This is a genomic window from Aminobacter sp. BE322 (assembly GCF_050433525.1).
Taxonomy (GTDB): domain Bacteria; phylum Pseudomonadota; class Alphaproteobacteria; order Rhizobiales; family Rhizobiaceae; genus Aminobacter.
Window position 1 is genome coordinate 59,295 of record NZ_JBNPXB010000005.1, and the last position, 19,214, is coordinate 78,508.

General features: G+C 66.7%; 19 protein-coding genes. 11 read left to right on the plus strand and 8 right to left on the minus strand.

The annotated features are described in order from the left end of the window. Positions 1-151 precede the first annotated feature (151 nt). A complete protein-coding gene (gene tlpA, locus J2X50_RS09855; RefSeq protein WP_429094356.1) occupies positions 152-835 on the minus strand; it encodes a thiol:disulfide interchange protein TlpA in 684 nt (227 codons plus the stop codon). Positions 836-883: 48 nt separating this feature from the next. Between tlpA and argH the strand changes: the two genes are divergently transcribed. From argH to J2X50_RS09875, 4 genes are all read left to right on the plus strand, one after another. Further along, positions 884-2,284, plus strand: a complete 1,401-nt coding sequence (argH, locus tag J2X50_RS09860) for an argininosuccinate lyase (protein WP_429094358.1) — start codon at positions 884-886, stop codon at positions 2,282-2,284. A 70-nt stretch (positions 2,285-2,354) separates the two neighbouring features. After that, positions 2,355-2,561: a hypothetical protein gene (locus J2X50_RS09865; RefSeq protein WP_429094360.1), complete on the plus strand. Its 207-nt coding sequence runs from the start codon at positions 2,355-2,357 to the stop codon at positions 2,559-2,561. A gap of 31 nt (positions 2,562-2,592) precedes the next feature. After that, positions 2,593-3,858 (plus strand): diaminopimelate decarboxylase, encoded by a 1,266-nt coding sequence (gene lysA / locus J2X50_RS09870; RefSeq protein WP_429094362.1) that lies wholly within the window; start codon positions 2,593-2,595, stop codon positions 3,856-3,858. Between the two features lie 387 nt (positions 3,859-4,245). Further along, a complete protein-coding gene (locus J2X50_RS09875; protein ID WP_429094364.1) occupies positions 4,246-6,822 on the plus strand; it encodes a TIGR02302 family protein in 2,577 nt (858 codons plus the stop codon). Between the two features lie 117 nt (positions 6,823-6,939). On the opposite strand, the gene J2X50_RS09880 is transcribed toward J2X50_RS09875, so the two are convergent. Together J2X50_RS09880 and J2X50_RS09885 are read right to left on the minus strand one after the other, a co-directional pair. After that, a complete protein-coding gene (locus J2X50_RS09880) occupies positions 6,940-7,563 on the minus strand; it encodes a glutathione S-transferase family protein (protein WP_429094365.1) in 624 nt (207 codons plus the stop codon). Positions 7,564-7,657: 94 nt separating this feature from the next. After that, positions 7,658-8,518, minus strand: a complete 861-nt coding sequence (locus J2X50_RS09885; protein WP_429094367.1) for a LysR substrate-binding domain-containing protein — start codon at positions 8,516-8,518, stop codon at positions 7,658-7,660. A gap of 268 nt (positions 8,519-8,786) precedes the next feature. On the opposite strand from J2X50_RS09885, the gene J2X50_RS09890 reads away from it, so the two are divergent. Beyond that, on the plus strand, positions 8,787-9,728 hold the full coding sequence (locus J2X50_RS09890) for a DMT family transporter (RefSeq protein ID WP_429094369.1): 942 nt from the start codon (positions 8,787-8,789) through the stop codon (positions 9,726-9,728). Here the strand turns inward: J2X50_RS09890 and J2X50_RS09895 are convergent. The 3 genes from J2X50_RS09895 to J2X50_RS09905 all read right to left on the minus strand — a co-directional run bounded on the left by J2X50_RS09895 (position 9,695) and on the right by J2X50_RS09905 (position 11,312). Next, positions 9,695-10,096, minus strand: a complete 402-nt coding sequence (locus J2X50_RS09895) for a response regulator (protein WP_429094371.1) — start codon at positions 10,094-10,096, stop codon at positions 9,695-9,697. The genes J2X50_RS09890 and J2X50_RS09895 overlap by 34 nt on opposite strands. Positions 10,097-10,163: 67 nt before the next feature. Continuing rightward, a complete protein-coding gene (gene hpt / locus J2X50_RS09900) occupies positions 10,164-10,706 on the minus strand; it encodes a hypoxanthine phosphoribosyltransferase (protein ID WP_429094373.1) in 543 nt (180 codons plus the stop codon). A 9-nt stretch (positions 10,707-10,715) separates the two neighbouring features. Beyond that, on the minus strand, positions 10,716-11,312 hold the full coding sequence (locus J2X50_RS09905) for a hypothetical protein (RefSeq protein ID WP_429094374.1): 597 nt from the start codon (positions 11,310-11,312) through the stop codon (positions 10,716-10,718). Between the two features lie 231 nt (positions 11,313-11,543). Between J2X50_RS09905 and ftsE the strand changes: the two genes are divergently transcribed. From ftsE to J2X50_RS09925, 4 genes are all read left to right on the plus strand, one after another. Next, positions 11,544-12,203 carry a cell division ATP-binding protein FtsE gene (ftsE, locus tag J2X50_RS09910; RefSeq protein ID WP_340040592.1) on the plus strand — a complete coding sequence of 220 codons (660 nt, stop codon included), beginning with the start codon at positions 11,544-11,546 and terminating at the stop codon, positions 12,201-12,203. Further along, positions 12,196-13,209, plus strand: coding sequence for a cell division protein FtsX (locus tag J2X50_RS09915; RefSeq protein WP_429094376.1), 1,014 nt, complete (start codon positions 12,196-12,198; stop codon positions 13,207-13,209). Before ftsE ends, J2X50_RS09915 begins: the two co-directional genes overlap by 8 nt. Positions 13,210-13,406: 197 nt before the next feature. Continuing rightward, a complete protein-coding gene (locus J2X50_RS09920) occupies positions 13,407-14,018 on the plus strand; it encodes a YdcF family protein (RefSeq protein WP_429094772.1) in 612 nt (203 codons plus the stop codon). A gap of 98 nt (positions 14,019-14,116) precedes the next feature. After that, positions 14,117-14,908 carry a lysophospholipid acyltransferase family protein gene (locus J2X50_RS09925; RefSeq protein ID WP_429094378.1) on the plus strand — a complete coding sequence of 264 codons (792 nt, stop codon included), beginning with the start codon at positions 14,117-14,119 and terminating at the stop codon, positions 14,906-14,908. Positions 14,909-15,007: 99 nt separating this feature from the next. Here the strand turns inward: J2X50_RS09925 and J2X50_RS09930 are convergent, their stop codons facing one another. Then, entirely contained in the window at positions 15,008-16,063 is a 1,056-nt protein-coding gene (locus J2X50_RS09930) for a bifunctional transcriptional activator/DNA repair enzyme AdaA (protein WP_429094380.1), read from the minus strand. Between the two features lie 71 nt (positions 16,064-16,134). Further along, the gene (locus J2X50_RS09935; RefSeq protein WP_429094382.1) at positions 16,135-16,653 is read right to left on the minus strand and encodes a gamma-glutamylcyclotransferase; all 519 of its coding nucleotides are present in this window, start codon (positions 16,651-16,653) and stop codon (positions 16,135-16,137) included. Between the two features lie 49 nt (positions 16,654-16,702). On the opposite strand from J2X50_RS09935, the gene J2X50_RS09940 reads away from it, so the two are divergent. Then, a complete protein-coding gene (locus J2X50_RS09940; protein ID WP_429094384.1) occupies positions 16,703-17,704 on the plus strand; it encodes a DUF2125 domain-containing protein in 1,002 nt (333 codons plus the stop codon). Between the two features lie 167 nt (positions 17,705-17,871). Next, a complete protein-coding gene (locus J2X50_RS09945; protein ID WP_429094386.1) occupies positions 17,872-19,173 on the plus strand; it encodes a metallophosphoesterase in 1,302 nt (433 codons plus the stop codon). Positions 19,174-19,214 lie beyond the last annotated feature (41 nt).

Here is a 19,214-nt window from a genome sequence, read left to right on the forward strand (position 1 = left end):
CCGCCGGCTTTGAAAATGCCGGCTAAGGAAAGGGCTGACTGCCTGTAGCATGCGGCCGTCTGCCCTTTCGCCGAGCCAGCCGGCGAAAGAGCGCCGATGGTCATGCAACCCGCGGCTGCATATCCACAATTCGGCGCAAGCGCCGCCGCCCTTACAGCGCCAATGCCGCCTCGATCAGCTTCTTGGCGTCCGGGCTCGCCCATTCCGCCGGGCCGTTCATGTTGGCCAGGAGGCAGCCCTCGCCGTCGATCAGCAGCGTGACCGGCAGGCCGAGCGCGAGGCCTCGCGTCTTGAGATCGTTGAAGACGGTCAGCGTGTTGTCGCGGTAGTAGCCGAGCGACGCGATGCCGATCTCCTGCAGGAACTTCTTCGGCTTGGTGTCGTCGCCGGTATCGACGTTAATCGCCACGACCTCGAAATTCTCCCCGCCCATCTCGCGCTCCAGCGCGTCCAGCGCCGGCATCTCGGCGCGGCAGGGCGCACACCAGGTCGCCCACAGATTGACCAGCAGGACGCGCCCCTTCTGGTCGCCGATGGTCATCGGCTTGCCATCAGGGCCGTTGAAGGCGAGTTCCTTGAGCGACTGGGGCGGGTCGGCCGGCATCATCGCCGCCACCTGGCCGGTGGCGGCGGCACCGATCTTCTTGGCGGCGTCGGCCTTGGCGGCGCAGACCTTGTCCTGGCTGCTGGCGTCGGCGGCGACGGTGGCCGCCGTACCGGCAGCCAGCTCGGTGTCGTTGTTGCCACGAAGGGTGGTGGTGACATATACCGCGACCGCGCCGGCGAACACGCCCGCAACGGCGGCAATCAGGATATGGCGTGGCGCGGGAAACATTTTCTGCGGTCCATCTGTTCAGTTTCTCTCCGGAGCCGGGGTATCACGATGAGCGACAAGAAGGCCAGCAACCAGATGTGGGGCGGACGTTTTGCCTCGGGCCCGGCCGCGATCATGGAAGCGATCAACGCCTCCATCGGCTTCGACAGGAAGCTCTACGCCCAGGACATCCGCGGTTCGGTCGCCCACTCCGAGATGCTGGCGGAAACGGGCATTATTTCGGCCGCGGATCAACAGAAAATCGCTCACGGCCTGAACACGATCTTGCGAGAAATCGAGGACGGCAAGTTCGAATTCTCGACCCGGCTGGAAGACATCCACATGAATGTCGAGGCGCGCCTCGCCGATCTGATCGGCCCGGCGGCCGGCCGCCTGCACACGGCGCGGTCGCGCAACGACCAGGTGGCGGCCGACTTCCGCCTCTGGGTCAAGGACGAGTTCCACCGCGTCGCGGTCGCGCTGAAGGGCCTCATCGCCGCCTTCCTCGAACGCGCCGAACAGCATTCCGCGACCGTCATGCCCGGTTTCACCCATCTCCAGACGGCGCAGCCTGTGACCTTCGGCCACCATTGCATGGCCTATGTCGAGATGTTCGCCCGCGACCTTTCCCGCGTCCGCGACGCGATCGAGCGCATGGACGAGAGCCCGCTGGGCGCGGCAGCGCTTGCCGGCACGGGCTTCCCCATCGACCGCTTCCAGACGGCCAAGGCACTCGGCTTCCGCGAGCCGACCCGCAACTCGCTCGACAGCGTGTCGGACCGCGACTACGCGCTGGAGTTCCTGTCGGTGGCGGCGATCTGCGCCACGCACCTGTCGCGGCTGGCCGAGGAGATCGTCATCTGGTCGACGCCGCAGTTCGGCTTCGTGCGCCTGTCGGACAGCTTCTCCACCGGTTCCTCGATCATGCCGCAGAAGAAGAACCCCGACGCGGCCGAGCTGGTGCGCGCCAAGACCGGTCGCGTCAACGGCCACCTGATCGGCCTGCTGACCGTCATGAAGGGCCTGCCGCTGACCTATTCGAAGGACATGCAGGAAGACAAGGAAGCGGTGTTCGACGCCGCCGAGACGCTCGACCTGATGCTCGCCGCCATGACCGGCATGGTCGGCGACATGACCGTCAACGAGCAGGCGATGAAGAAGGCGGCCGGCTCGGGCTACTCGACCGCGACGGATCTCGCCGACTGGCTGGTGCGTTCGCTCGGCATGCCGTTCCGCGAGGCCCATCACGTCACCGGCCGGGCCGTGGCGCTGGCCGAAAGCAAGAAGGTGGGGCTGGAGAAGCTCACGCTCGAGGAGCTCAAGGCGATCCATGACGGCATCACCCAGGACATCTTCTCGGTGCTGTCGGTGCAGAACTCGGTGAAGAGCCGCACCTCGTTCGGCGGCACCGCGCCCGCCGAGGTCAAGAAACAGGTGCGCTACTGGAAGAAGCGCCTTACGAAAGCGTGATCGAGCCGGGGTGCAAAGCCCAAGAATCTCCGCTACAAGCAGCGGGGGAATTTTCGCGGACGGATGGATCATGACCGCTGGCAGGATTTTGGTGACGCTCGGGCTGATCGCTGCGGTCGGGTTGGTTTCGGCCTGCGGCCGCAGGGGCGGCCTCGACACGCCTTACGACGCCGCCGTGCAGGCGCGCAAGGACGCCCAGAAGGCCGGCCAGCCGGTGCCCGCAGAACCGCAGAAACCGGTGGCGGACAAGCCCTTCATCCTCGATCCGCTGATCTGAGCGGCACCCCACCTTTCGAAAGCCTACTGCCGTGAACCACTTCGACTACCGCGACGGCGTCCTGCATGCCGAAGACGTGGCGCTGACCGACATCGCCGCCGCCGTCGGCACGCCGTTCTACTGCTATTCGACGGCAACGCTGACCAGGCACTTCAAGGTCTTTTCCGCGGCCTTCGCCGATCTCGACGCGCTGGTCTGCTACGCGCTCAAGGCCAACTCCAACCAGGCGGTGCTGAAGACGCTCGCCAGGCTCGGCGCCGGCGCCGACGTGGTGTCGGAGGGCGAGATGCGGCGCGCGCTGGCCGCCGGCATTCCGGCAAGCAAGATCCTGTTCTCCGGCGTCGGCAAGACGGCGCGCGAGATGGACTTTGCACTCGAGGCCGGCATCCTGTGCTTCAACGTCGAATCCGAGCCGGAGCTGGAGTTGCTATCGCATCGCGCATTGGCCAACGGCACGAAGGCGCCAGTTTCGCTGCGCATCAACCCGGACGTCGACGCCAAGACGCACAAGAAGATCTCCACCGGCAAGGCCGAGAACAAGTTCGGCATCCCGATGCAGCGCGCCCGCGAGGTCTATGCCCGGGCAGCAAGCCTGCCCGGCATCGAGGTGACCGGCATCGACATGCATATCGGCAGCCAGATCACCGAGCTGCAGCCCTTCGACGATGCCTTCGCGCTGCTGGCCGACCTGGTCGAGACGCTGCAGGCCGACGGCCACGCCATCGACCATGTCGACCTCGGCGGCGGCCTCGGCATTCCCTACAAGACCGACAACAATCCGCCGCCACTGCCCGACGCCTATGCCAGGATCGTGCACAAGCACGTCGCCAAGCTCGGGCTCAAGGTGATGTTCGAGCCGGGCCGCCTGATCGTCGGCAATGCCGGCATCCTGGTGTCCGAAGTGATCTTCGTGAAGGAAGGCGACGCCAAGAACTTCCTCATCGTCGACGCGGCGATGAACGACCTGATCAGGCCTACGCTCTACGACGCCTATCACGACATCCGCCCGGTGGTTCAGCCACGGGCCGATGCCCCGCGCATGTCGGTCGACATCGTCGGCCCCGTCTGCGAGACCGGCGACTATCTCGGCCTCGACCGCGACCTGCCGAGGCTCGAGGCCGGCGACCTGATCGCCGTCGGCACGGCCGGGGCCTACGGGGCGGTCCAGGCGGGCACCTACAACACGCGGCTCCTAGTGCCCGAAGTCCTGGTCGACGGCGACCGCTTCCACGTCGTGCGCAAGCGCCAGACCTATGACGAGCTGATCGGACTCGACTCGCTGCCGGACTGGCTGTGAGGAGGAGACCGAGCAGCCACAGGTCTGGTGCAGTTGGTCGGCCGTGCGTCCTTCGACAGGCTCAGGATGAGGACCGTCCGCGCTGGTGAGCGTCAGGTGATTGGAACCGGTTGACGGGCGTCGATTGGAAATACTCGACAAGACAGTGATAGCGCTGGCGGTCCTGCTGAAAAGTCCAACGAGACAGCGCCAGCAGCGCCGGTCCTCATCCTGAGCCTGTCGAAGGACGCACAACCGACCAACCGCATTCAATCAGCAGCGAGTTTGGCAAGCATCACCTTGGCGGCGGCTCCTTTCACGATTGTGTTGGTCGCCTCGCGTTCGCCGTGATTGATGATATTCTCTAGCGATGGCGGCGCGGGATGCGCCGCCCAACCGGAAGGGCCGATGACCGAACGGGCCAGATCAGCACTGCATCGCGACATAGCCGCCAGCCTGGGCAGGACGCGCCTGGCCATCGGCACGGCGATGCTGGTCGAGCGCGGCTGGCCCTTGGTGCTGCCGCTGCTCGTCATCGCCAGCCTGTTCCTCAGCCTGTCCTGGCTGGGGGTCTTCAGGCTGTTGCCCGACATGGCGCGGCTGGTGCTTGGCGCCGCATTCGCGGTCGCGGGCCTCGCGTCGCTCTATCCGCTGCGCTTCTTCCGGCTGCCCTCCTGGGCCGAAATCGACAGCCGCGTCGAGCGGGCGAACAAGCTCGAACACACGCCGGTGCAGGTCCAGACCGACCGCCCCTCGGGCCGGCCCGACAATTTCGCCGACGCGCTCTGGCGCGAACACCAGAAGCGCATGGCCGAGAGGCTCGGCAGGCTGGGCGGCGACCTGCCGCGAACCCGGGTGCCGGAACGCGATCCCTGGGCGCTGCGCGCGGCGGCGGCGCTGCTGTTCGTGATTGCCTTCGCTTTTTCCTTCGGGCCGTGGGGCGGCCGTGTCGGCGACGTTTTCCAGACGCATGCGGCGCGCGACGCAGTGCCCCCGCGCATCGACGCCTGGGTGACGCCGCCGCCCTATACCGGCAAGGCTCCGATCTTCCTGACGGCCGGCGCCGGACGCGAAGCAGCCGTGCTCACGGTGCCGCAAGGCAGCGAGCTGTCGCTGCGCGTCACCGGCGGCACCGGCGAGGAGACGCTCGCCTTCACCGCCCCGGACGGTGAGGCGCGCGACATCGCGCCGGCCGCGCCGAAGACCGACGCGGCAAAGCCGGCCGCCGCCGGGCCGGTCGCCGCGGTGCGGCAGTTCTCCGACAAGCTCGACGCCGAAGGCCGGCTGACGCTCAAGTCCGGCGAGGATGAACTCGGCAGCTGGGCCTTTGCGGTGACGCCCGACAGCCCGCCGGCCATCCGCTTCGTCGGCGAGCCCAGGCGCGCCGTCAACGGCACCTTCGAGCTCAGCTACCAGATCGAGGACGACTACGGCGCAGCCTCCGCCCGGACCGACTTCGCTCTCGCCGAACCGCAGGCGCCCGGCGCACGGCCACTCTACGGGCGGCCGGAAATGCCGCTGTCGCTGCCGCGCCGCGGCGCCGGCAACAAGCCCACCAAGGCGACACGCGACCTGACCGAGCATGTCTGGGCCGGTACCGAGGTGAAGCTGACGCTTCTCGCCGTCGACGACGCCGGCCAGGAGGCCAGGAGCGAGACCAAGACGCTGGTGCTTCCCGAGCGGCCCTTCACCAATCCGCTGGCGCGGGCGGTCATCGAGCAGCGCCGGCTGCTCGGCCTCGATGCCAACGCCAAGGCCCGCGTGCTCGCCCTCATGGACGCCATCACGCTCCGGCCCGAGGACACGATCGACAACCTGTCGCACTACCTGGCGCTGATCAGCGCCCGCACCCGCCTGAAGATGGCGACGACGGACGACCAGCTGCGCGAGGTGGTCTCCTATCTCTGGGAGGTGGCGCTCGGCATCGAGGAGGGCGACCTTTCCACCGCCGAGAAGCGGCTGCGTCAGGCGCAGCAGGCGCTGCAGGACGCGCTGGAGCGCGGCGCCGGCGACGAGGAGATCGACAAGCTGATGGCCGAGTTGCGCGCCGCCATGGACGAGTTCCTGCGCGAGTTCGCCGAGCGTGCCCAGCAGAACCAGAACGCGCAGTTGCCCGCCCCCGGACAAGAGCTGCGCCAGAGCGACCTGCAGCGAATGCTCGACCAGATCGAGAACCTGGCGAAGTCGGGCAATCGCGACCAGGCCAGGGAGCTCTTGTCGCAGCTTCAGGACATGATGAACAACCTGCAGGCGGGACGGCGCCAGCGCGGCCAGCAGGGCCAGCAGAACTCCGAGCTGCGCCAGCAGATGGACAAGCTCGGCGAGATCATGCGGCGCCAGCAGGAGACGATGAACGAGACCTTCCGCATGGACCAGATGCAGCGCGGCCAGCAGCCGGGCCAGGACCAGGGCGAAGAGTTCGGCGACAACGGCCAGCCCGGCCAGGACCAGCAGCAGGGCCGGGGCCAGCAGGGACGTCCGATGACCCCGCAGGAATTCGCCGACGCGCTCAAGCAGCTGCAGGAGGGCCAGGGCCAGCTGGAGAAGGACCTGGAGGCGCTGATGAAGGGCCTCGAAGGCCTGGGCATCAAGCCGGGCGAAGGCTTCGGCGAGGCGGGCAAGTCCATGAACCAGGCCGAGGGCGCGCTGCGCGACGGTGAAGGCGACCGCGCCGTCGGCCACCAGGGCCGGGCGCTGGAAGCGCTGCGCAAGGGCGCCCAGGACATGATGCAGCAGATGCAGGCGATGCAGGGCGACGAGGGCGGCAGCGAGGAAGGCGGCCGCCAGCGCAACGCCGACCGCGATCCGCTCGGCCGGCCGCGCGCCACGACGGGCCCGGACTTCGGCGATTCCGTCAAGGTGCCCGACGAGATCGACGTGCAGCGCGCCCGCCAGATCCTCGATGCGATCCGCAAGCGCCTCGGCAACGCGCTGAGCCCGGAACTCGAGCGCCAGTATCTCGAACGCCTGCTCGAGCTCAAGTAGCTGCAACCGACGCCCGGCGCCGTCGCGCCCGGCGACCGGGGCGGTATCCCGGCCCAGGCGCATCAATCGGGCCCATGCAACATCGGAAAGCCGCGGACGGCCTCTCGCCGCCCCCGGTCAGCCGGCCATGCCGGCCTCGCGGGCGAGCTCGAAGTCCTTCTGGCTGTAGCGTTGGAAGGCGGGCCGCGCCGCCAGCCGCTCGAAGTAGGCCCGGAACACCGGCTTCTCCGGCAGGACCTTCAGCACGCGGATGCCGTAGTTGATGCCGCCGCCGATCTGCGTGTCCGCCGCGGTGAAGCGGTCGCCGGCGATGTAGGGCCGCGACGACAGCGTACGTTCGAGATTGGCGACCATCTCGGCGAACGAGCCGTAGGAATAGCCGCCGCCCATGAACTCGTGGCCGTGGGCCTTGGCGGCCAGCACCGGGTCGAACACCGCATCGGCATAGACGAGCCAGGTGAGATAGGGCCCGCGCATCGCATCGCCGACCGCCGGCGCGAGACCGGCCTTGGGAAAGGCATCGCAGAGATAGGCGCAGATCGCCGCCCGCTCGGTGACGACGACGCCGTCATGGACGATGGCCGGCACCTTCTTGTTGGGCTGGATGGCCCGGTAGTCCTCCGGCGCCCCGCCAGGCGCGCGGATATTGACCTTCTCGATCTCGTAGGGGACGCCGAGCTCCTCGAGGAGCCAGAGTATGCCCGAGGAGCGGGACCAGGGGGCGTGGTAGAATGTGATCATCTTCTCCTCCTCTTCACTGGCTGAGACCCTAGCACGGTCCTGCTGACAGCCTTTTGTCAGGATCAATGTCAGGAGAAATCGGTTGGTCCAGCGATCAGCCGCGCTGATGGAAAGCGTCGCGGATGGCATCCGCCATGGCGTCCACGGCTTCGCTCACGGCACGCGGATTCCGGTGCAGCACGACGCGGGTCGTATCGATCTGACCGAAGCCGTCGGCCTCGGTCAGTTCGCGGCAGTCGGGCGGGATGTTGCTGCGCGAAATCGGCGCGACCGCAAGGCCCGCGGTCACGGCGAGTACGAGGCCGTTGGTGGTGTCGCTGGTATAGGCGAAGCGGTAGTCGATGCCCCGGCTCTCCAGCGAATCGAGTACATAATCGCGAGACCAGCCGTCGCGGCCGTAGACGGCGATCGGCAGCGGCCGCTCCTGGTGGATATGATGGTGGTTGGAGGAAGCCCAGACCGTCGGATCCTGCATCAGGACCTCGGCTCCGGAAGGCGCCTGCCACTCGAAAACCACAGCCAGGTCAAGCTCTCCGGCGGCAAGGGCGGCCATTTGGGCGGCCGAATAGCCGAATCTGACGGTGACCTCGACCTGGGCATGTCGCTTGGCGAAGGCGCCCAGCGCCCGCGATAGGACCGGCTGGCCATACTCTTCGGGAATGCCGATACGCACCGGCCCGCCCAGTTGCGGAACCCGCATCGTCGAAGCCGTCTCGTCGAGCAGGTCGACGATGCGCCGGGCATTGCCGACGAGGTCGCCGCCGCGCCGGGTGAGTGCCACGCCGCGGGCGCCGCGCACGAACAGCTCGCCGCCGATCACCTCCTCGAGGCGTTTGATCTGCATGCTGATCGCCGACTGAGTGCGCCCAACCGCCTCGGCGGCGCGGGTGAAATTGCCGCTCTCGGCCACGGCGAGGAAGGTGCGCAGCAGATCGCTGTCGAGACGGACGGACATGGCCACCCCCGCCAGGCATCAGGATTTCTAATGACTGCCATCATTTCAATTCGTTTGCATAGAGTCAAACGGCAACCGATAGTCCGCTCACCCATTGGAAGGTGGCCGTCAGATGCGGCTACGGACTGGTGTTTACCGTCCTCACTTTCACCCGCCGCGGTTTTCTCGGCGGGTTTTTTCTTGGCAGGTCGCAATCCGGGAAGGTGGACCGGGGCTCCGGTCCGGGCGCTTCAACAGGCAGTCGCAACAGCTTCAGGCAACCACTTTCATGAACAGAACGCTTCTCGGCATCCTCTGCCTGTGCCTGGGTGTGCTGGTGTTTTCGATCCAGGACGCGCTGATCAAGGCCGTTGCCGGCACCTATCCGGTGGGCGAGGCGCTGCTGATCCGGGCGGTCGTGGCCCTGCCGCTGCTTCTGTTCATGGTCCACCGCGACGTTGGCCTCGGCGCCCTCGCCTCGCCCAACTGGCGCTTCCTCGCCTCGCGCTCGACGATCCTCTTCGTGTCCTACTGCGCCTACTACCTGGCGATACCGGCGCTGCCGATCGCCGATGCGGCGGCGCTGTTCTTCATGGCGCCGCTGATCATCATGGCGCTGGCCGGCCCCTATCTCGGCGAGCGGGTGCCGTGGCGGAGCCTGGCTGCGGGTGCCACCGGCCTCGTCGGCGTCGTCGTCATGGTCGATCCCGGCGCCGGCATCTTCGAGTGGGCGGCACTGCTGTCGCTCGCGTCGGCCTTCCTCTACAGCTTCTCGCAGCTGATGGCGCGCAGGATCGGCACGGCCGAAAGCGCCACGACCATGGCCTTCTACCAGAACGCCGCCTACCTGGTGGGAGCCCTGGCCATAACCGCGGTCTTCGCCGCGGCCGGCCTGCCGCGGGCGGGGCATCCGAGCCTCGATTTCCTGATGCGGCCCTGGGTATGGCCGACGCTGCACGACTTCCTGATGATGGCGGCCTGCGGCATCATCGCCGCCGTCGGCATGGTGCTGCTGGGGCAGGCCTACCGGCTGGCCCCCGCCAACAGGGCGGCGACCTTCGAATATACCGGGCTCTTGTGGGCGCCGCTGTGGGGCTTCCTGTTCTTTGCCGAGGTGCCGGACGGCGGCACGCTGATCGGCGCGCTGCTCATCGTCGGCGCGGGCATCTTCGCGCTCAATGTCGGTGGGCGTGCGCCTCAGGCGGCGCCGGCAAGCGCTGCCGTCGACTGACCGGACCTGACCAGCGCCAGCGAAACGCGGTCGCGGATGTCGGCGAGAGTGAACGGCTTCTGCACCACGTCCAGGATGATGGCGTCGAGTTCCTCGGCGCGCTCGCGCTGGTCGGCATAGCCGGTCATCAACAGGATCGGCAGGCCGGGAAAGGCGCGCGCCGCGGCCTGCGCCATCTCGATGCCGTCCATCTCCGGCATGCGGATGTCGGAGACGATCAGGTCGAAACGCCCGCCCGCGGCGCGGATGCAATCCAGCCCCTGTGCGCCGTCGCAGGCGACATCGACAGTGTGGCCGGCGCGTTCGAGCGCGCGGGCGGCGAGGGTGCGGACGGACTCATCGTCCTCGACGATCAGAAGCTTTGCCATGCTGCGATATTTGCCGCGACAGGTTGACGATTCCTGAAGGCCGCGCCATTTCACGCCTGCCCCGGCGTCAGGCGTCGCCCTTGACGACCCCGACGAAGGGCAGTTCGCGGAAGGCGTGCGCGACATCCATGCCATAGCCGACGACGAAGTAGTCGGGGCAGTCGAAGCCGACATAGTCGGCGTTGAGGTCGGTCTGCCGGCGCATGCGCTTGTCGAGCAGCACGGCGATGGAGCAGCTCTTGGCGCCGCGCGACAGCATCAGCTCGCGAGTGAACTTGAGCGTCTTGCCCGATTCGAGGATGTCGTCGATGAGCAGCACGTCCCTGCCCTTCACCTCGTTGTCGATGTCGCGCAGCACGCGCACCTCGCCGCTGGTGGTGCCCGAGCCATAGCTGGAGATGAAGATGAACTCGACCTCGGGCGACAGGCCGACGTCGTGCATGGCGCGGATCAGGTCGGCGGCGAAGACGAAGGACCCCTTGAGCACCGAGATCACCAAGAGGTCGGTGTAGTCGTGCGCCGCGATGTCCTTGGCGAGTTCCAGATTGCGCCGTGCAATCGCCGAAGCGGAGAACAGCACCTCGATTTCCTTGTCGCGCACAACCGGCATGACGTCATCCTATTCCGAGAAAGCGACCGTAACGGTCCGTATCCCGTTCATAGGCACGTCGAGGCGGCTCGAAAAGTCCCATCTTGCCCCAGGCGCAACGCGGGCGGCCCCTGTCCCCAGCCTGTAGTGCAGCATCCTGCCGTCATTGGTGGCGATCGAGACGTCGATCGGCGGCAGTTCGGACGTGCCGCTGCCATCGTTGACGGCGGCACCGTCGACGAGCAGCACCGGCCTCTGGCCGGACAGGTCGACGCGCGAATTGATTTCGGCGATCCGGAACGATGCGCCCGGGCCGGAGAACGGCAGCGCCGACGCGCGCAGGACGGCATGGCCGCCGGACACCCAGAAGGCCGCGGCCGCCAAGGCAACGCCTGCGAGCCAGAAGGCCGCGCCGCCGCGGCTGCGGGGCGCGGGCTGCCGCGTCCCGGCAAGGCGCAGCATGTCCATGCCCTCCGTCACGGCGGACTGGTCGGGAAAGGCCGCCTGCGCCGCGCCTGATTCGCCGTCGGCCGGGCCGGCGGGCAGCACTTCGAAATCCGCATCGACGATGTCGGCCAGGTCGCGCTGCGGCGCCTGGGCGCATGTGTCGCGGCTGCCTGCGGCCATGATTTCGCCGGAAACCGGGCGTGCTTTCCGCGCGTCAGCCATCGGACCCCTTAGACATTCTGCCGGAAGTGGGTAAACGGAATTGGTTAATGCTTCGCCACCGGGGTGTTTCGCGCCTCGACACGGTCCGGAAATTAACCATTCGTTAACCATGCGGACCCATGGTCGTTTCGTAGAAACGGGCGGCGAGGGTCCCGAACCATTTACGGGATCAATCAAGGTCAGCAGCACGTGATCCGCTTCGAGAATGTCGGCCTCAGATACGGAATGGGTCCGGAGATCCTGCGCGATGTCTCCTTCCACATTCCCGAGCGCTCGTTCCAGTTCCTGAGCGGGCCTTCCGGTGCCGGCAAGACCACGCTGCTGCGGCTGCTGTTCCTGTCGCTCAAGCCGACGCGCGGGCTGATCCGCATCTTCGACAAGGACCGTTCCCGCATCACCCGGGCCGAACTGCCGCTGCTGCGCCGGCGCATCGGGGTGGTATTCCAGGATTTCCGCCTGCTCGACCACATGACCACCTACGAGAACGTCGCCCTGCCGCTGCGCGTGCGCGGCCGCGAGGAGGCGAGCTACCGCACCGACGTCACCGAACTGCTGAAGTGGGTCGGGCTCGGCGAGCGCATGCACGTGCTGCCACCGGTGCTGTCGGGCGGCGAGAAGCAGCGCGCCGCGATCGCCCGCGCGCTGATCGAACAGCCCGAGGTCCTGCTCGCCGACGAGCCCACGGGCAACGTCGACCCGCCGCTGGCGCGGCGCCTGCTCAGGCTGTTCATCGAGCTCAACCGGCTCGGCACCGCCGTCGTCATCGCCACCCACGACCTCGGCCTGATGGACCAGGTCGACGCCCGTCGCATGATCCTCACCGGCGGGAGGCTCGACATCTATGATTGACGGTTCCGGTCAGCTCCATGCGGACGAGCCCGAATTCGAGGACGAGTTCGACGACGCCGCGCCGCAGCGCGCCCAATCGCACGTCCAGCGCCGGACAGCGCCCATCGTGCCGTCGCAGAACGTCGCCGGCCGGGCGCTGGTGCTGGTCATCGCCATCATGACCTTCCTGTCGTGCCTGACGTTCGGCGCGGTCACGCTCGTCCGCGACACCGCCTCGGTCTGGGAGAGCCAGATTTCGCGCGAGGCGACGATCCAGGTCAAGCCGGCCGAGGGGCTGGACATGGAGGCAGCCCTCGAGACCGCAGCGCGCATCGCCAGCGAATTCCCCGGCGTGCGCGCCACCAGGATCGTCGACCGCGACGCCACGGCGCGCCTGCTCGAACCATGGCTCGGCAAGGGGCTGAACATTGACGAACTTCCGGTGCCGCGCCTGGTGATCGTCACCATCGACGAGAACGGGCCGCCCGACTTCCAGGCCATACGCGAGGCGATCGCGCCCAAGGTCCCGACCGCTTCGCTGGACGATCACCGCACCTGGGTCGACCGGCTGGTGGCGATGGCGCGCACGACGGTGACCATCGGCACCGGCGTGCTCGTGCTGATGCTCGCCGCGACCGTGCTGTCGGTGGTCTTCGCCACGCGCGGCGCCATGGCCGGCAACGGCCACATCATCGAGGTCCTGCATTTCGTCGGCGCCGAAGCGCGCTTCATCGCCCGCGAGTTCCGCCGCCACTTCCTGCTCACCGGCATGAAGGGCGCGGCTGCCGGCGGCCTGGCCGCGGTGCTGGTCTTCATCGTCTTCTCGTGGTGGTCGTCGCGCAATCTCGCCACCCCCCAGGCCGACCAGGCGACCGCCCTGTTCGGCAACTTCGCCATCGGCGCCAATGGCTACCTCGGCGTGGCCGTGGTGGTTGCCGTGATCGGTGCGCTGACCGCGGCCACCTCGCATTTCACCGTCGTCGCCTATCTCGACGAGATCGACATGCACCAGCCGGACGGGATGTAGGACATGAGCATCTCATCACGAAATGTGTCGCATCGTCATGGAATGTGCGAAACTGGGCTCTGCAAATGCCGCAAAGCCTGCATAATCATGGTGCCGTGATGGGACAGGACGCACTCGCCGCATCGGGGACGGTTTCAGCACCAAGGTTCCGCCCGGCCGTGCGCGGCCCGCGCCGGAGGACCGTCGTTCTGCGCCGCATGCTCTTCGTTCTCGTCATCGCAGCGCTCGTATTCGCCGGCGGTTTCGGCATATTCGCCACCCATGTGAGCAGCCTGAGCACGCCCGACAACCCGTCGAAGGCCGATGCCATCATCGTGCTCACCGGCGGCCAGTCGCGGCTCGACGCGGCCATGGACCTGCTCAAGGCCGACAAGGGCGAGCGCCTCCTGATCAGCGGCGTGCACCCCTCCGCGACCCGCCGCCAGCTGCAGCTCGCCACCGGCAGCGACACGGCGCTGTTCAACCGCGTCGACATCGACCGCGCCGCGCTCGACACGATCGGCAATGCCGTGGAAAGCGCCAAGTGGGTGCAGAACCACGCCTACCAGCGCGTCATCCTGGTCACCAACAACTACCACATGCCGCGCAGCCTGCTCGAGCTGGGGCGGCTTTTGCCTCGCGCCACCCTCGATCCCTATCCGGTGGTCAACACCAGGCTCGACAAGGGCAACTGGCTGGCCAAGCCGGAGGCGCTGCGCGTGCTGTTCATCGAGTACAACAAATACCTGCTGGCGCTGGCGCGCGGGATCGTGCCGGTCAAGCCGAGCACCGAAAACGTGCTGGTCGTGCAGGCCGAAGCCGCCGAATAGCAGGCAGGGCCAGCCTTCGCTGCGACAGGCATTTTCTTTTTTTGGCCGCTTGGTGTAACGAACGGCGGATTCCCGTCCTCAGGCACCCCACGCAAAAGATGCTCCAAATCCGCTCGCTGGCGTTCAACCTCGTCTTCTATGTCAGCCTGGTCGTCCAGATGATCCTGTGGACGCCCTACTTCTTCCTGGCGCCGCGGCACCGCGCCTGGTTCGTGCCGAAATTCTGGGCACGCACGAGCCTGTGGCTGCAGGAAAAGGTCGCCGGCACGAAAAGCGAGATCACCGGCATGGAGAACCTGCCGGAGGGCCCGTTCATCCTCGCGCCCAAGCACCAGTCCTTCTGGGATGCGATCGCCTTCTTCCCCTACCTGCGCGACCCGCTCTACATCCTCAAGCGCGAGCTGATGTGGATCCCCTTCTTCGGCTGGTACATCAAGAAGATGCGCATGATCCCGGTCAACCGCGGCAAGCGCTCGGCGGCGCTGAAGGCGGTGGTGGTCGCGACGCGTAAGGAGATGCAGAACGACCGCCAGCTGATCATCTATCCCGAGGGCACGCGCCGCGCGCCCGGCGACGAGCCGGCCTACAAATGGGGCATCGCCGAGCTCTACTCGGCGCTCAAGTTGCCGGTGGTGCCGGTGGCGCATGTCGCCGGCCTCTATTGGCCGCGCCGCAAGTTCCTGCGCCATCCCGGCACGATCAAGGCACGCTTCCTGCCTCCTATTCCGGCCGGTCTGGACAAGGAGGAATTCATGCGGCGGCTGATCGCCGAGACGGAAGCCGCCTGCGACGCGTTCCTCATCGAGGCGGCCAGGTCGGAGAACCCGCCGCCGATGCCGGACACGGCCGTCAAGAGACTCAAGGAACTCGGCGTAGAGGTCAGAGGTTAGAGCGTTTCCGCTTTTCTTCGAATCGCGGAAACACTCTATCTCTTTGTTTTGTCGCAATTCCGGAACGGAAAACCGCTGCGCGCTTTTCCTGGAATGGCTCTAGCGCGCCGCCATCCGCCGTTCGTGCTCGAGCAGCCAGCGCTTGCGCCACAGCCCGCCGCCGTAGCCGGTCAGGTCGCCGGCCGCGCCGACCACACGGTGGCAGGGGATGACCACGGCGATGGGATTGGCGCCGTTGGCGCGGCCGACTGCGCGCACCGCGGCGGGATTGCCGATTTCTGCGGCGAGGCCGGAATAGGTTGCCGTCGCGCCCACGGCGATGCGCCGCAGTCCACCCCACACCTGCTGCTCGAAGGGCGTGCCCAGCGGCGCGAGCCGCGTGGCGAACTCTGTCGAGGTGCCGGCGAAGTAGGCGCCGAGCTCGTCCTCGATCTGGTCGATGGGGGCGGTTCGCCCGAAGGCGATGGCCGAGCCGGTGGCGGCCTGCAGTTTCCTCACCTCCGTCGCCAGCGCCTTGCGCTCGAGGAACTCAAGGATGTGCAGGGCATGAAGGTCGGCGATCGCGATCATCGGGCCGATCGGCGTCTCGATCCAGTCGGCCTTGAGCATGGCCTTGCCGCGCAGCCTGGCCGGCGTCTCGCCGAGCAGCCGCGTCACTGCCGCGCGAAAACCGCTGCCGGACGAAAAACCGGCGTCGAGCTGCGCATCGGTGACGCTGTCGCCTTCGGCCAGGTGCGCCGCCGCCTTGCCGATGCGGCGCAGCCGCGCCATTTCGAGGAAGCTCATGCCGAAGCGGCGCCTGAAGGCGCGGCGCACGGTCGAGGCGTCGAAGCCCATGGCGACCACGTCGACCTCCAGCCAGCGGCGTTCGGGCTCGCGGTCGAGTGCATCGAGCAGCGTGGCGACCAGCGGCTCGGGCGCGCCCGTCCCCATCATCGGCCGGCAGCGCTGGCAGGGCCGGAAGCCGGCATGCAGGCACTCGGCCGCGGTGTCGAAGAAGCGCACGTTCTCGCGCTTGGGCTTGCGGGCGGCGCAGGTGAGCCGGCAGAAGATACCGGTCGAGGTGACGCCGACATAGGCGAGGCCGTCATAGCCCGGATCGCGGGCGATCAGGGCATCGTAGAGCGTGTCGTCGGAAGGTCTTTCGAAAAGCATGGGCTATGCATAGCGCGAACCCGGCGGCCTTGCCGCCGAAAATCGGGCATGCATTTTTTCGCTGCTGACACTCATGGATGGACGCGACGCGCCACATCTTCCAGCCAGTGGTCGCGGATGCCGAGCGCCTTGAGATGCGCGACGGCGCTGAGCACGTAGTCCTCGTTGCGGCCCGACACGCCCACCGCGCCCGAGACGATCTCGGCGGCATGGGCGGCATCGAGATTGCCGGCATACTGATGGTGCTTGCGGTCGGCGATGTAGCAGAGCGCCGGGACTTTGTTGCCCTGGTCGAGCTGGATCGCCAGCTCGCGCTCCAGATAGACGCTGGTCACCAGCTCGCGCTCCCTGAGATAGGCGATGACCTCGTCGCGCAGGTCGCCGGGGACGCGGAACGCCATGCCGACGCAAGAGCCGCCATGGTCGAGGCCGAGCACCAGGCCGGGGCGCCGTTCGGTGCCGCGATGCACCCAGGAGCGGATGCACAGCGAGCGACGAAAGCCCATCAGGCGGGCGCGCCGCGTCTCGACATGGGCAAATCCCGGCCGCCACATCAGCGAGCCATAGCCAAACACCCAAAAATCGCCCATATCGCCAACCCTGTTGGTGGTCCGCACACGCGTTAACGAGAGCCCGAGCATGACGTCAAGCCGAGAGCCGAAAACGAACTACACCCGCCGCTTCCTCGGGCTCGGCCTGTTCATCATCGTCCTGTTCGGGGGCTACAGCGCCGGCTGGTTCTGGTTTGCCGGCAGATCCGAGGAAGCCGTGCGCGCGGCGATCGCCGATTTCAACGGCAACGGCATTGCCGCGGATTGCGTCAATCCGGGCATCAAGGGCTTCCCGTTCCGCATCGGCCTGACCTGCGACCGGGTCGAATACGAGGACTCGCGGCAGCGCATCTCGGCGAGCGCCGGCAACCTGCGCACCGTGGCCCAGATCTACCAGCCGTCGCGCGCGCTGGTCGAACTCGATGGGCCGCTGCGCGTGACCGCCCCCGACCTGCCCCAGCTGCAATTCGACTGGGAGCTGTTGCATGCAAGCGCCCGCCTGGCCAACCCGGTGCCGCAGCGGCTGTCGGTGGAGGCGCGCAAGCTGACCGGACAGGCCTCCTTCACCGACGGCGTGCCGATGCCGCTGTTCGCCGCGGAAAACATCCAGACCCACCTGCGCCCGAACGGCGCCGACCTCGACCTGGCCGCGACCTTTACCGGGCTGATCGTCGACCCGGCCGCCCTGCAGGGCCGCAAGCTGCCGCCGCTGGACGGCAGCGCCGACACCTCGCTGGCCAACGGCGTGGAGATGGTCGCGAATTCCGACCTGCGCCTGCGCGGAAGGGCCGGCACGATCCGTTCCATGACGCTCACCACCGGCGGCAGCGCCGGGGTTTCGGTCAGCGGACCGTGGTCGGTCGCCGGAGACGGGCTGGTCGACGCCGACCTGGAGGTCAAGATTCTCGCCCCCAAGAAGCTGTCGGCCATCCTGTCGGAAGCCATTCCCGAGGAGCGCGAACGGATCGAGGCGGTGCTGTCGGGCCTTGCGGCGCTCGGCGACGCGCCGACCCTGCCGCTGAAGATCGCCAGCGGCAAGGCGACGCTTGGCTTCATTCCCCTGGGCATGGTGCCGGCGGTAGCACGGTAGCGACAGCCCCGGCAGCACGATCGGCTTCGACGCCGGCCGCCATCGCGTCCGGACAGGCGGCCGCCGTGGACACCCTCGACTACCTTAAGTTGCCTATTGCATTCGTACAGCCAATGGATGCAATCTGCACTTGCAAGATACAACCCTTGCGAGTGGAGGACATGGCAATGACTGCGACTGACTCTCCCTTCGGCATGATCTGGTCATCCGACCCCCAGTACCCATGGTACGACGACATCCTGCCGCCCGGCCTCAAGACCGAGGAGCAGATCCAGCAAAACTCTCAACGCCAGATTTGGGAGCAATATGAAAGCATGAATGCCCTTGCGAAGAGCCGCAAGGATTCAAGCAGTCCTTTCCCGATCAAGGGCGTCGTTGCCAATGGCGACCTGACCGCCTTCGGTCACGATTGGCAGCTCGACAAATTTCGGCAGATCGCCTCGATATTGCAGATGCCCCTCTATCCGGGCCTGGGCAACCACGACTACCAGAACAATGTCGACGACATGTACAACAACAACGGCGCCACCCGCATGGTCGATTTCATGTACGGATGGCTGAAGTCGAATTCCGGCCTGGTACGGTACGATTTTACCGAGGTTTCCTACTACAAATTCCCGGAACTGCGGACGGACTATACGGGAAGCCTCGCATATTCCTTCAACATCGGCAGGGTGCATTTCGTCCAGCTCCAGAATTTCCCTTCCTACCAGGACGACTGGAATTCGTGGAACGCGGGAGCCGCGCGCCGCGACTTCTACTTCATCAAGCCGTCTTTCTACTGGCTGAGGAACGACCTGGCGATCGCCCGCAACCGTGGAGACATCATCATCGTCAACCTCCACGACTATCATGACAATTTCATCGAGCCGGGTGTCACCACTTTCAACGAGATCATGGTGGAATACGGGGTCTCGGCGGTGTTTGCCGGCCACATCCATCCAACCTGCGAACGGGTCGGCACCATCGGTAACTCCAGCATCCCGTTCTTCCGCTCCGGCTCGGCGTCGTATCAGGACTATCTGGTCGCCGACATCGATCCGAACCAGAAGACGATGCTGGTTCGGAAAATGGAGTGCCCGTTCGACGGATATTACGGCTTCACCAACGACAGGTGGGAATGCGCGCTCAACGATACCGTGCCGAATCCGCCGCTGCCGATCCCGCCACTGGAAGGTTATGTAACCGTCTTCAACGAGGGCGGATTCGTCGCCAAGTTCCAGCTGCAATACAGCGAGAACGGCGAGCCGAGATCGTTCGAGACGGGCGAAATGCCGCTCGGCAACAAGAAGACATATTACATCCCGCCCTACGCCAAGGACGTGTGGCTCGTAGGCTGGGAGCAGACCGGGCTCGTCTGGGAAGGCTGGCGCAAGGTCTTCGACCTGCGTTTCTCCGCACCGCCGAACCAATGCTTCAAGCTCTACGGCACCACGCTCAATCCGAAATGGAACAACGACTGCGTGTGAGCGAGTAGCGAGTAGCGAGTAGCGAGTAGCGAGTAGCGAGT